The following is a 12,767-nucleotide window of genomic DNA, read 5'->3' as shown; positions in this document are numbered from 1 at the left end:
AAAACGAGCTGATTATCATCGTCCGCAGAAAGACCCATGGTTTCCCATTTAACCATTCCCCAAAAGATTCTTCTCTTTTTCAATGAGCGAGGGCGCTCTCAAAGCGCACAAATTTCAGGAAATAGCGATGAAAGTTGGGGCAAACTTTATGCGTAAGAAATCAAGGTGACACTTGTGGCGAAAACTGTAAATCGTGAAAACCCTTATTTTTAAGGCACTTTTGGCGGATATCTTACAACGCTTTGATATCTATGCACTTGCCGCATAGCAGCATTGACGACGTGAGCTATTGTGCAATCGCAGCATTCGCCTATCTTCAGTCTCAAGCAAACGCCGGAACGATCCGGCAGCAACGAGACATATCGGGTTAAGCAAATGGCAGCAGTAACACACCAGACCGCGCTCAAAGGCGCACCGGCAACCGGCCTGGCTTCTCTGATTGAAGCCGCAAAAACCCGGTACGCCCGTTATCGCATCTATCGTCTGACGGTCAACGAACTGTCTGATCTGTCGAACCGCGAGCTGGCCGATCTGGGCCTGCACCGGTCGATGATCCGCCGCCTTGCACTGCAAGCGGCCGAAGAATACGTCGCGCGTTAAGCGCAACACGACATACCGAGATCAGGTCCTTCCTCCTCCCTTTAGGACCTGTATTTCAGCGGCGGCATCTCTCCTCCTCCCTGATGCCGCCGCAGATTATACCGGCCCTGAATGCCGGAACGTGACACACCGGGTTCTCCTCCTCCCTTTCTCGGTGTTGAAAGCGCGCGGCGACGTCTCCTCCTCCCTGACGTCGCCGCGTCTTACAGATACCGGGATCAGACCCGGAAACAGATACATCGGGGCTCTCCTCCTCCCTGTCTCGATGTTGCAAGAGCGCGGCGACACCTCTCCTCCTCCCTGGTGTCGCCGCGACTTTGACATACCGGGATCAAACCCGGGTTCGGATACATCGGGGCTCTCCTCCTCCCTGCCTTGATGTTGCAAAGAACGGCGGTTTCCTCTCCTCCTCCCTGGAAACCGCCGTTTTTCTTTATCAGTCAGAAATTGTAAGCTTATGGGGACGCGCTGTTTCGGAGTGTTCCATGCCTGCTTATTTCATCGCCCAGATTTCCATTCACGACCCCGAAGGTTATCAAGGCTACCTTCAGGGTTTCATGGAGATATTCGACCGCCACGGCGGGCGATTGCTGACCGTTTCGTCAAAACCGGTCGAAGTGATCGAAGGAGAATGGGAAAAGGACGGCATTGTCCTGATGGAGTTTCCCAGCATGGAGGCCGCCGAGGCGTGGAAAAACGACCCGGACTATGTGGCGCTGGCAAAGATCAGGCAGAACACAGCGTCGACAAATCTGGTGCTTGTTGATGGGTTGTGACCTTTAAAACGGCACGTCATCCTTGGCCGACAGAAAGCGCGAGACGACTTTCTTTACCCCGGCCTTGTCAAAATCAACCTCGACCTTGTCACCTTCGATGTCGATCACGGCGCCATATCCGAATTTCTGGTGAAACACCCGCTCGCCCAGCGTGAAACTGGCCACCGCCGTTGCATCGATCACAGTGTTGCGGCTTTCGCGGGGCTGCGACATCCCATACTGCCCCTGCCGTGCCTGCATACGCTTCCAGCCCGGCGAGTTGTAGACATTCGCCTCTGCCGCGCGGGTTTCGATACTGGCCGCCACCTGCCCGCCACCATAAAGGCCCGGAGGTGTCAGCACCTCCACATGATCTTCAGGCAATTCGTCGATAAACCGCGACGGCATCGAGTTCTGCCACTGCCCAAAGACACGCCGGTTGGCGGCAAAGGAAATCGTACACACCTCTTCCGCGCGAGTGATGCCCACATAGGCCAGCCGCCGTTCTTCCTCCAAACCCTTGAGGCCGGATTCGTCCATCGACCGCTGCGAGGGGAACAGACCATCCTCCCACCCCGGAAGGAACACGGCGGGAAACTCCAACCCTTTGGCCGCGTGCAATGTCATGATCGAGACCTTGGCCCCATCGCCGTCTTGCTCATTGTCCATGACCAAACTGACATGCTCCAAGAACCCCTGCAGGTTCTCGAAATTATCCAACTGGTTGACCAGTTCCTTGAGGTTTTCCAACCGCCCCGGTGCCTCGGGCGTCTTTTCATTCTGCCAATGGGCTGTATAGCCGGATTCATCCAGAATGATCTGCGCCAGTTCGATATGCGACACTTCAGGCTCACCAAACCGCAGGGGTGCGCCGTCGTCGATGACCGTATCATCCTCGACCTCGATCCGCGGCCCGCGCGTCATCGCATTCCAGCGCGCCAGCCCCTCGATCAGCTCACGCAAAGCCTTGCCGCCTTTGCCCTTGATCAGCCCATTGGCGACCGCAATCCGTGCCCCATCGACCAGCGACACGCCATTTTCGCGTGCGGTCATTTGGATCGTCTGTTGCGCCTTGTCGCCCAAACCGCGCTTGGGCGTATTCACAATCCGCTCGAACGCCAGATCGTCTCCGGGACTGACCACCAACCGGAAATAGGCCATGGCATCGCGGATCTCCATCCGCTCATAGAATCTGGGTCCGCCGATCACCTTATATGGTAGACCGATGGTCAGGAATCGATCCTCGAACGCGCGCATCTGGTGCGAGGCGCGCACAAGGATGGCCATCTCATCCAGATTCATCGGACGAATCCCACGCGTGCCACCCTGCAACGCGTCGATTTCTTCACCGATCCAGCGGGCCTCTTCCTCGCCATCCCAATGGCCGATCAGGTTGACCTTGTGGCCGTCTTCGGCATCCGTCCACAGCTCTTTGCCCAGACGGTTTTCATTGCCCCGAATGACGTTCGACGCAGCCGCCAGAATATGAGGGGTCGAGCGGTAATTCTGCTCCAACCGCACCACAAACGCGCCAGGGAAATCCTTTTCGAACCGTAGGATATTGCCCACCTCGGCCCCGCGCCAGCCATAGATCGACTGATCATCATCGCCCACGCAGCAAATGTTCTTATGCGCCCCGGCCAGCAGCCGCAGCCACAGGTATTGGGCGACGTTGGTATCCTGATACTCGTCCACCAAAATGTAGCGGAACCAACGTTGATATTGCAGCAACACATCCTCGTGCTGCTGAAAGATCGTGACCATGTGCAACAGCAGATCGCCGAAATCGACGGCGTTCAGCTCGCGCAGGCGGGTCTGGTATTGGGCATAAAGCTCAATACCCTTGCTGTTATACGCCCCCGCATCCGCAGCGGGCACCTTGTCGTGCGTCAGCGCGCGGTTCTTCCAGTCGTCGATGATCCCGGCCAACATTCGCGGGGGCCAGCGTTTCTCGTCAATATTCGCTAGCTTGATCAACTGCTTGAGCAAGCGCAGCTGATCATCCGTGTCCAGAATGGTGAAGTTCGATTTCAGACCCACCAGTTCCGCGTGGCGGCGCAGCAGCTTGACGCAGATCGAATGGAACGTGCCCAGCCACGGCATCCCCTCGGCCGGTTGGCCCAACAGGCGACCCACGCGATCACGCATCTCGCGCGCAGCTTTGTTGGTGAATGTCACTGCCAGAATCTCGTTCGGCCGCGCCTGCCCCTTGGTCAGAAGATGCGCAATCCGCGCTGTGAGTGCCTTGGTTTTGCCGGTCCCCGCCCCGGCCAACATCAGAACCGGCCCATCCAGACGCTCAACCGCTTCGCGCTGCGCCGGGTTCAGTTCATCAAGATAAGGTGCGGGGCGCGCAACCATGGCGCGCTGGGACAGGGATGCGCCTTCAAAGGCGTCCATTTCATCGAAACTGCTCATCGTGCCAAACTACGCCGAATAAGGCCAGAGGGAAAGGGTTTGTTCACCCCTTGTTCGCCAAGAACTACCGTTTGAACTAGAAGCAATTCTATTCAACAGCTCTGCAGTTTGCCGGCCCGCGTTAACCTTTGCTCAAAAAGCGCACCCGATAGTGAATTCAAAGCTGTGGGAGCGCGATCATGGAACAAAAACTTAAACCAGGCTGGTCATATCGGCTGAAATTGGCGGCCATTGTGCTGACGCTTTTGTCCCTGACCGCGTTTTCTGGCTGGGGAATATACGCTGTTCCTGCTCCTGTCGTGGACCGTATGCTTGAAGCGGACCTGAGAAAAGAAGCTACGCAGCTCGGCAAACAAGTGACATCGCACCTGAAGGATGTTCATGCCACGTTCCAAACAGGTTTCGTCGGCGGCCATGATCAGGAGTTTCTTGAGCTTTTGCCTGCAACATCCGACATCTATCGTTTCAAACTGTTCAACGCAGATGGTCGCGTCTTCTGGTCTTCACGATCCTCCGACCTAGGGTCAGTGAACTCCAAACCGTACTTTGACACCGTAATCAAACAGGGCAATATCTACTATAAACACGAAGAAAAACCTTTGTCCGAGGTCGAGGATTTCGATGGCGACGCTATTCACGCCTCGGGCCCGCAAACACGACACGTTGCCGAAATCTACACTCCGATCATTCGAGACGGTCGTTTTCTGGGCGCGATTGAGTTCTATTCGGACATTACGGATGTCAGGAACCTGTTCATAGATCGCGTGCGGCTGTCCCTGTTTATTCTTAGCACTGTTGCCCTTCTTGCGTTCAGTGTCGTGACATTGGTCGTGTTCCGCTCTAACCGCCGTCAGGTTCTAAGCCTTCGCGGGCGCGCAGCCAAGGAACGTGAGCTTATGGACGAACAACTGCGTTTGGCCCGAGAAGTCCGTTTGCTGGGCGAGTTGAATGAATGGCTGCAATCCAGCCGGTCTCTGGACGAGTTGTTCGACATGGTCTCGCGTTTCATGACCCACATCCTGCCCGAGGCAGAGGGCAGTGTGTATGTATACTCGAACTCACGCGATGTGCTGGATGGGTGTGCCAGTTGGAATGGCGGCACGCATAAGTCTCACATCCACCCCGAAGGATGCTGGGGCCTGCGTCGGGGGCGAACCTATGAATTCGGTGCGTCCGAGATCGACTTTGTCTGTGAACATGCTGAGCCCCATGATGGCCGTCCTTATTTCTGCTTCCCGATTCTGGCCCACGGCGAAACGGTTGGTCTGCTGCATCTGCGGGCGCTGGAAGGCCGCGACAAGTGCTTTCACAAAAGCCGCAAACTGGCGCAGCTATGTGCAGAGCAAATCAGCATGGCAATCGCCAACGTTCGGATGCGCGACCAGTTGCATGACCAGTCAGTGCGGGACCCGCTGACCGGCTTGTTCAACCGGCGCCATATGACCGAGACGCTGCGCAAGTCCATTAGCCGCAGCCAGCAAACAGGCGCTCCGCTCAGCCTGATTGCAGTGGACGTGGATCATTTCAAAAAGTTCAACGACACTCATGGCCATGACGCCGGAGATATGGTTTTGCGTTCCGTTGGATCGGCGTTGGAACAAGGGTGTGACAGGGATGAGATCGCCTGCAGGATCGGCGGGGAAGAGTTCATGCTGATCCTGCCCGACAATACTCCGGAAGATGCCATGACCCGAGCTGAACAGCTGCGCCAGGCGGTTGAGGGTATTACCGTGCGGTACGGTGAAAAATCGCTGCCCCGCATAACGATTTCTGTGGGTGTCGCCAATTATCCAGCGCATGGAACCATGCCGCAAGATCTTATGCGATCGGCAGACGATGCGCTGTATGAGGCCAAGGACAAGGGCCGCAATCAGGTTCAGGTTGCCGGAAAGGTTGATCCGAGCTCTGGGCGCGGGGATCAGACTGGCGTTACAACACCTTCCATCGCCAAAATTAGCGCAAAGTCCTAAATTTCTTGCCGAATCAGACGCCAACCACGATCAATCCGTATGGATTTGCACAGCAGATACCCCAGCATCGAAGATCTGAAGCGTCGGGCCAAAACCAGAATCCCCCATTTCGTGTGGGAATACCTGGACAGCGGTACCGGAGTCGAAGCGACTCTGAACCGAAACCGCGCCGCCCTGGATCGTATTGGCTTTTTGCCCTCAATCCTGCATGGAAAGATATCTTGCGACACCGGCACCGATTTTTTGGGGAAACGTTACCCGCTCCCGTTTGGTGTAGCTCCGATCGGAATGGCGGGCTTGATCTGGCCCGACGCCGAGGGGGTTTTGGCGCGGGCCTGCGCGGCGGCAAGGCTGCCTTTTACCCTATCAAACGTTGCGACCCAAAGCCCCGAAGACTTGGACGGCCACATCGGGGATGACGCGTGGTTTCAACTCTACCCCCCAAAGGACCCAGACATCCGCATGGATTTGCTCAACCGGGTCAAAGCTGCCGGATTTTCCACGCTGGTAATGACTGCGGACGTGCCGGTGGCGTCTCGACGGGAAAGACAAACCCGTTCTGGGCTTACGAACCCGCCCAGGCTGACCCCCCGCTTGCTGGCACAAATCATGCAGCGGCCTGCATGGGCCCTTGCCATGGCGCGTAGTGGGCCACCGCGGATGCGCACATTGGACAAATACACCGACGATTCAAGCAATCTCCCTCCGACAGCGCATGTTGGGTATCTACTGCGTACGTCGCCGGACATGGACTATGTCAGATGGCTGCGCGATGCGTGGGATGGTCCTTTCATAGTTAAAGGGGTCATGCGTGCCGAGGATACTGAACCGCTGAAACAGGCGGGTGTCGACGCCTTGTGGATATCCAATCACGGTGGTCGACAGTTCGACGCCGCCCCCGCAAGTATCGAGGCGCTACCAGCCATTCGTGCCGCGACAGATCTGCCATTGATACTCGATAGCGGCATCGAAGGGGGGCTGGATATTCTGCGCGCGAAAGCACTGGGCGCAGATTTGGTCATGCTTGGGCGTGGTTTCATGTATGCTCTCGCAGCCCTAGGCGTCGATGGCCCTGACCATGCGATAGACATTCTGCGGCAAGATCTGCTGGCGAATATGGGTCAGCTGGGGGCAGAATCTCTAGATCACTTGCCACCTGCAATATCTCAGATTGATGCTGCGGCGCGGCACGTGTAATACGTTAGCGCCAACATAGGGCGTTTGCGAGCGTTAACATGCCGGTTCTACCCAGAACGACTGATATACGTGCGCGTATTGTCCGCTTATGAACACGGCCAAACCATAAAGACCGGGACCGCAAATGACCGACTTCAACAAGATCCTGATCGCCAACCGCGGCGAGATTGCCATTCGCGTGATGCGCGCAGCCAATGAGATGGGCAAACGCACTGTCGCTGTCTTCGCCGAAGAGGACAAGCTGGGCCTGCACCGTTTTAAGGCGGATGAGGCGTATCGCATTGGCGAAGGCATGGGTCCGGTGGCTGCATATCTTTCGATTGATGAAATCATACGCGTCGCCAAGGAATGCGGCGCAGACGCGATCCACCCGGGTTACGGCCTGCTGTCGGAAAACCCCGATTTCGTGGATGCCTGTGTGCAGAACGGCATAACCTTCATCGGACCGAAAGCTGAAACCATGCGCGCCCTTGGCGACAAGGCCAGCGCCCGCCGCGTTGCGATTGCAGCTGACGTTCCGGTCATTCCTGCAACTGAGGTTCTGGGCGATGACATGGACGCGATCCGCGCAGAGGCCGCCGAGATCGGTTACCCGCTGATGCTGAAGGCCAGCTGGGGCGGAGGCGGACGCGGGATGCGCCCGATCGAATCCGAGGCAGAGCTGGAAGAAAAGGTACTGGAAGGCCGCCGCGAGGCCGAGGCCGCTTTTGGCAATGGAGAAGGCTATCTGGAAAAGATGATCACCCGTGCCCGCCATGTCGAGGTGCAGATTCTGGGCGACAAGCACGGTGAGATTTACCACCTGTACGAACGCGACTGCTCGGTTCAGCGCCGGAACCAGAAGGTCGTGGAACGCGCCCCTGCCCCGTATCTGTCTGACGAACAGCGCGCGGAAATCTGTGAACTCGGCCGCAAAATCTGCGCCCATGTGAATTATGAATGCGCAGGCACGGTCGAATTCCTGATGGATATGGAAACCGGCAAGTTCTACTTCATCGAAGTGAACCCCCGCGTACAGGTCGAACATACCGTCACCGAAGAGGTCACGGGCATCGACATCGTGCAGGCGCAAATCCTGATCGCCGAGGGCAAAACCCTGGCCGAAGCAACTGGTGCTGCCAGCCAGTCCGACGTGCGTCTGAACGGTCACGCGCTGCAGACGCGGATCACGACCGAAGATCCGCAGAACAATTTTATCCCCGATTATGGCCGCATCACCGCCTATCGCTCGGCCACCGGAATGGGCATTCGTCTGGATGGCGGCACGGCCTATGCGGGCGGGGTGATCACGCGTTATTACGACTCGTTGCTGACCAAGGTCACGGCCAAGGCGCCCACGCCTGAGGCTGCGATTGCGCGGATGGACCGGGCGCTGCGCGAGTTCCGTATTCGCGGTGTCAGCACCAATATCGACTTTGTTATCAACCTGCTGAAGCACCCGACCTTCCTGTCGAACGAATACACCACCAAGTTCATCGACACGACGCCGGACCTGTTTGCCTTCAAGCGGCGCCGCGACCGGGGCACCAAAGTTCTGACCTATATCGCGGATATTACCGTGAACGGGCACCCCGAGACCAAGGACCGTCCCGAACCCCGCGCCGACCTGAAAGAGGCCAAGCCCCCCGCGTTGAAGGGGGAACCCCAGATGGGTACTCGCAACCTGCTGGAACAGAAAGGCCCGCAGGCGGTCGCAGACTGGATGAAGGCGCAGCGCCAGTTGCTGATCACCGACACCACCATGCGCGACGGGCACCAGTCGCTGTTGGCCACGCGGATGCGCTCGATCGACATGATCAAGGTGGCACCGACCTATGCGGCCAACCTGCCGCAGCTGTTCAGCGTCGAATGCTGGGGCGGTGCGACCTTTGATGTGGCCTACCGCTTCTTGCAGGAATGCCCGTGGCAGCGTCTGCGTGACCTGCGCGAGGCGATGCCGAATCTGATGACCCAGATGCTGCTGCGCGGCGCGAACGGGGTTGGCTACACCAACTACCCCGACAACGTGGTGCAGGAATTCGTCCGTCAGGCGTCGCAGAATATCGACGTGTTCCGCGTGTTCGACTCGCTGAACTGGGTCGAGAACATGCGCGTGGCCATGGATGCTGTCGTTGAAAACGGCAAAATCTGTGAGGGCACCGTTTGTTATACCGGTGATATTCTGGACCCGGATCGCGCCAAATATGACCTGAAATACTATGTCGGCATGGCGAAAGAGCTGCGCGACGCGGGCGCGCATGTTCTGGGCCTGAAAGACATGGCGGGTTTGTTGAAGCCGGCCTCGGCCAAGATCTTGATCCGCGCGCTGAAAGAAGAGGTCGGACTGCCTATCCACTTCCACACGCACGACACCGCGGGCATCGCCAGCGCCACCATTCTGGCCGCGTCCGAGGCAGGCGTGGACGCGGTGGATTGCGCGATGGACAGCTTTTCGGGCAACACTTCTCAGGCGACGCTGGGCACCGTGGTCGAGGCGCTGCGCCACACAGAGCGTGACACCGGGTTGGACATCAAGGCCATCCGCGAGATCAGCGATTATTTCGAGGCCGTGCGGGGCCAGTATGCGGCGTTTGAGTCCAGCCTGCAGGCGCCGGCCTCCGAGGTCTATTTGCACGAAATGCCCGGCGGTCAGTTCACCAACCTCAAAGCGCAGGCGCGCAGCTTGGGGCTGGAGGAACGCTGGCATGAGGTCGCCCAGATGTATGCCGACGTGAACCAGATGTTTGGCGATATCGTGAAGGTTACGCCCTCGTCCAAGGTGGTTGGCGACATGGCACTGATGATGGTCAGCCAGGGCCTGACCCGCGATGACGTGGAAAGCCCGGATACGGATGTGGCCTTCCCTGATTCAGTCGTGGATATGATGCGCGGCAACCTGGGCCAGCCTCCGGGCGGGTTCCCAGACACTATCATCCAGAAGGTCCTCAAGGACGAGGCCCCTAATACGGACCGCCCCGGCAAGGACGTGCCTGCCGTCGATCTTGAAGCCACCCGCGCCGAGCTGTCGAAGCAACTGGAAGGCAAAGAGGTCGATGACGAGGATCTGAACGGGTATCTGATGTATCCCAAGGTCTTCCTGGATTATATGGGCCGCCACCGTACCTATGGTCCGGTTCGCACCCTGCCCACGCGCACCTTTTTCTATGGAATGGAACCGGGCGAAGAAATCACGGCCGAGATCGACCCCGGCAAGACATTGGAAATTCGGTGTCAGGCTATTGGTGAAACTGACGAAAAAGGCGAAGTGAAGGTCTTTTTTGAACTCAACGGCCAACCGCGTGTAATTCGAGTACCGAACCGTCTTGTCACCTCGTCGACACAGACGCGCCCCAAGGCTGAAACCGGCAACCCCGGCCACATCGGCGCACCAATGCCCGGCGTCGTCGCAACCGTTTCCGTTACTGCCGGACAAGAGGTGAAGGAAGGCGACCTGTTGCTGACCATCGAAGCCATGAAGATGGAAACTGGCATCCACGCAGAGCGTGACGCGACCGTTAAGGCGATCCACGTGCAGCCCGGCGGCCAGATTGACGCTAAGGACCTACTGGTCGAACTTGAGTGAACGATCTAGTTTAATTCCCAACCTTCGGGCCGCTCGGACATCCGGGCGGCCCGTCGCTTTGCAAACGGAAGGGAAAACATGCTGTCTATCACACCTATCTACGCTGCGCTGCTGGCGATCATCTACGTTGCTCTCAGCGGCTGGGTCATTAGTACCCGCCGGAGCCAAAAGATCTCGTATGGCGACTCGGGCAACGGCGAGATGCTTAAAGCGGTACGAACCCATTCCAACTTTGCAGAATATGCTCCGTTTGGGTTGCTGCTGATCGCCATGGTCGAGCTTCAGGGGGCGAGCGGCCTGTTGGTCAATCTGTTGGGGCTGTGTTTGCTGGCCGGACGCATGCTGCATGCCTATGGATTCGGCAAGACGCCTCAGATCGTTATCCTACGCCAACTCGGTATGGTTTTGACGTTCACAGCCCTTCTGGTGGCGGCTATCTCGAATCTGATATTGGCCTTTTGATCACCGCAACACGGGTCAGCCGGTCAAAACGCGTGTTTCAACCCTAGGCAATTGCCCGAGGTCAGGCTCGGCCTTTCCAAGCCTGTCCTCGTCCCGCACGCTCAGTGCGCAGCTTAAAACGATCAAACCGGCCAATAGAGCCGTCTTTATGTCTGCCACCCGCTTCATTTCCTCGTTTCCATCCTTGTTGTTTTACGTTGCTCTATGTCTTGAACACTTCAGCAGCGCATTTCCGTCGAAATATTTTTGCACCTTTTTGTGCTTTTCCGCTTGCAGCCCTGCGCGGGAATTTATACATCCCTCCTCACTCAACGGCGCGGGCGTAGCTCAGGGGTAGAGCATAACCTTGCCAAGGTTAGGGTCGGGCGTTCGAATCGCCTCGCCCGCTCCATTGAGAGGTCTTCGGACCAACATAGTATCTGATGCGGGCGTAGCTCAGGGGTAGAGCATAACCTTGCCAAGGTTAGGGTCGGGCGTTCGAATCGCCTCGCCCGCTCCAGATACCAAATTCTTGAAACTTTTCTGGCCACCTGCCGATTGTTGCGCCATTCTGTTGGCGTTGTAGGTGTTATCGTTACAAGTTTCAGGATTTTAACATGTCAGGATATAGTATCAGGTCACTGACCGCCGATGAATTGCAAAACGCCGTTGACTGGGCCGGCCGCGAAGGGTGGAACCCCGGCGTGCACGACGCTCAGTGTTTTCGCCCAACAGACCCAAATGGATTTCTGGGCGGCTTTCTGGATGGTGAGATGATCGCGTCGGTCTCGGCCGTGAACTATGACGACGCTTTTTCATTCCTTGGCTTTTACATTGTTCGGCCCGAATTTCGACATCACGGCCACGGTCTCGAGATAGCCAGACACGCACTTGCCCATTGTGAAGGCCGCAACATGGGGCTGGATGGCGTGGTCGAGCAACAGGATAATTACCGGAAATCAGGGTTCACCTTTGCCTACAACAATTTCCGCTTCGGCGCCCCCGTTCGACAGGTCTTGCCCAAACTGGGTCAAGTTCTGGGCAATGGGGTTGCGCCCATAAAGACAGCCACCGACGCCCTTAAAGCCTACGACCGACAGCTATTCCCGGCAGCGCGGGACGCATTTTTGCAAAGCTGGCTAAGCGCCTACTCCCACATCTCACGCGTCTACACCGAAAATGGTCAGATCAGAGGATATGCCACCCTTCGCCCCTGCAAAACGGGGTACAAAGTCGGCCCGCTTTTTGCCGATGACGCCGCAATTGCTCAGGCGCTTTTGGCCAGTTTGCTCGCCGCTATTCCCGTAGATCATCGCGATCACGATGTCTTTGTCGACATGCCCCAGCCCAACGATGCCGCCATCGCGATGGCGCAGCAGTTGGAGTTAAAGAAAGTGTTCGAAACAGCGCGCATGTATTCCGATCATGAACCGGACATCGACCTGAGTCGGGTTTTCGGGGTAACTACGTTTGAGTTGGGTTAGAACGCCTTGAACGTCATCGTGGTCAGCGATCTTTCGATATCAGGAATCACCAGCAAGTTTTCGTTGATGAAATGACCCACATCTTCAGTTTCCGGGATATAGAGCTTTAGCAGCAGGTCGTATTCACCACTGGTCGAATAAAGCTCGGAATGAATTTCGCGCAGGGCAATGTCTTCGGCCACCTTATAGGTGGTGCCGGGTTTGCAGCGGATCTGGATGAAAACGCAGGTGGACATGGGCCGGGCCTTATTGGTTCGTGTTGGTCGCAAGCTGGCACGAGGCGCGCCGGGGTGCAATCCCCTGCAACAGTTTACGGCGAATGCGCCTTTGCGGTCTGGAT

Annotated in this window: 9 protein-coding genes and 2 tRNA genes; 9 read left to right on the top strand and 2 right to left on the bottom strand. The window is 57.2% G+C overall.

All coding sequences use genetic code 11. The features are described 5' to 3' along the window. The first annotated feature begins 375 nt into the window (after positions 1-375). Both ABWV79_RS18585 and ABWV79_RS18580 read left to right on the top strand, forming a co-directional pair. Positions 376-600: a DUF1127 domain-containing protein gene (locus ABWV79_RS18585; protein WP_353393823.1), complete on the top strand. Its 225-nt coding sequence runs from the start codon at positions 376-378 to the stop codon at positions 598-600. A 485-nt stretch (positions 601-1,085) separates the two neighbouring features. After that, positions 1,086-1,376: a DUF1330 domain-containing protein gene (locus ABWV79_RS18580; RefSeq protein ID WP_353393821.1), complete on the top strand. Its 291-nt coding sequence runs from the start codon at positions 1,086-1,088 to the stop codon at positions 1,374-1,376. 3 nt (positions 1,377-1,379) lie between these two features. Here the strand turns inward: ABWV79_RS18580 and ABWV79_RS18575 are convergent, their stop codons facing one another. Continuing rightward, on the bottom strand, positions 1,380-3,773 hold the full coding sequence (locus ABWV79_RS18575; protein WP_353393819.1) for an ATP-dependent helicase: 2,394 nt from the start codon (positions 3,771-3,773) through the stop codon (positions 1,380-1,382). 179 nt (positions 3,774-3,952) lie between these two features. On the opposite strand from ABWV79_RS18575, the gene ABWV79_RS18570 reads away from it, so the two are divergent. The 7 genes from ABWV79_RS18570 to ABWV79_RS18540 all read left to right on the top strand — a co-directional run bounded on the left by ABWV79_RS18570 (position 3,953) and on the right by ABWV79_RS18540 (position 12,427). Continuing rightward, on the top strand, positions 3,953-5,743 hold the full coding sequence (locus tag ABWV79_RS18570; protein ID WP_353393817.1) for a sensor domain-containing diguanylate cyclase: 1,791 nt from the start codon (positions 3,953-3,955) through the stop codon (positions 5,741-5,743). A 39-nt stretch (positions 5,744-5,782) separates the two neighbouring features. Then, positions 5,783-6,940 carry an alpha-hydroxy acid oxidase gene (locus tag ABWV79_RS18565; RefSeq protein WP_353393815.1) on the top strand — a complete coding sequence of 386 codons (1,158 nt, stop codon included), beginning with the start codon at positions 5,783-5,785 and terminating at the stop codon, positions 6,938-6,940. 124 nt (positions 6,941-7,064) lie between these two features. Beyond that, complete coding sequence (locus ABWV79_RS18560; protein ID WP_353393813.1) at positions 7,065-10,502, top strand: pyruvate carboxylase; 3,438 nt, start codon at positions 7,065-7,067, stop codon at positions 10,500-10,502. Between the two features lie 78 nt (positions 10,503-10,580). Further along, a complete protein-coding gene (locus ABWV79_RS18555; RefSeq protein WP_170352538.1) occupies positions 10,581-10,964 on the top strand; it encodes an MAPEG family protein in 384 nt (127 codons plus the stop codon). A 316-nt stretch (positions 10,965-11,280) separates the two neighbouring features. Continuing rightward, positions 11,281-11,355: transfer RNA gene (locus ABWV79_RS18550), tRNA-Gly, on the top strand. 33 nt (positions 11,356-11,388) lie between these two features. Further along, positions 11,389-11,463 (top strand) — tRNA-Gly (locus tag ABWV79_RS18545). A 97-nt stretch (positions 11,464-11,560) separates the two neighbouring features. Continuing rightward, a complete protein-coding gene (locus ABWV79_RS18540) occupies positions 11,561-12,427 on the top strand; it encodes a GNAT family N-acetyltransferase (RefSeq protein WP_353393811.1) in 867 nt (288 codons plus the stop codon). On the opposite strand, the gene ABWV79_RS18535 is transcribed toward ABWV79_RS18540, so the two are convergent. After that, the gene (locus ABWV79_RS18535) at positions 12,424-12,663 is read right to left on the bottom strand and encodes an Lrp/AsnC family transcriptional regulator (RefSeq protein ID WP_170753098.1); all 240 of its coding nucleotides are present in this window, start codon (positions 12,661-12,663) and stop codon (positions 12,424-12,426) included. The two genes, ABWV79_RS18540 and ABWV79_RS18535, sit on opposite strands and share 4 nt — an antisense overlap. Positions 12,664-12,767: the final 104 nt, after the last annotated feature.

It is taken from the genome of Ruegeria sp. HU-ET01832 (assembly GCF_040371315.1).
GTDB lineage: Bacteria > Pseudomonadota > Alphaproteobacteria > Rhodobacterales > Rhodobacteraceae > Ruegeria > Ruegeria lacuscaerulensis_A.
Note: the sequence above shows the minus strand (reverse complement) of the source record. Positions and strands in the feature narration are given on the sequence as shown.

Bases quoted from the DNA above. Each gene is read 5' to 3' on its own strand.
- ABWV79_RS18585 (WP_353393823.1), top strand. From the start codon at position 376: ATGGCAGCAGTAACACACCAGACCGCGCTCAAAGGCGCACCGGCAACC.
- ABWV79_RS18580 (WP_353393821.1), top strand. From the start codon at position 1,086: ATGCCTGCTTATTTCATCGCCCAGATTTCCATTCACGACCCCGAAGGT.
- ABWV79_RS18575 (WP_353393819.1), bottom strand. From the start codon at position 3,773: ATGAGCAGTTTCGATGAAATGGACGCCTTTGAAGGCGCATCCCTGTCC.
- ABWV79_RS18570 (WP_353393817.1), top strand. From the start codon at position 3,953: ATGGAACAAAAACTTAAACCAGGCTGGTCATATCGGCTGAAATTGGCG.
- ABWV79_RS18565 (WP_353393815.1), top strand. From the start codon at position 5,783: ATGGATTTGCACAGCAGATACCCCAGCATCGAAGATCTGAAGCGTCGG.
- ABWV79_RS18560 (WP_353393813.1), top strand. From the start codon at position 7,065: ATGACCGACTTCAACAAGATCCTGATCGCCAACCGCGGCGAGATTGCC.
- ABWV79_RS18555 (WP_170352538.1), top strand. From the start codon at position 10,581: ATGCTGTCTATCACACCTATCTACGCTGCGCTGCTGGCGATCATCTAC.
- ABWV79_RS18540 (WP_353393811.1), top strand. From the start codon at position 11,561: ATGTCAGGATATAGTATCAGGTCACTGACCGCCGATGAATTGCAAAAC.
- ABWV79_RS18535 (WP_170753098.1), bottom strand. From the start codon at position 12,663: ATGTCCACCTGCGTTTTCATCCAGATCCGCTGCAAACCCGGCACCACC.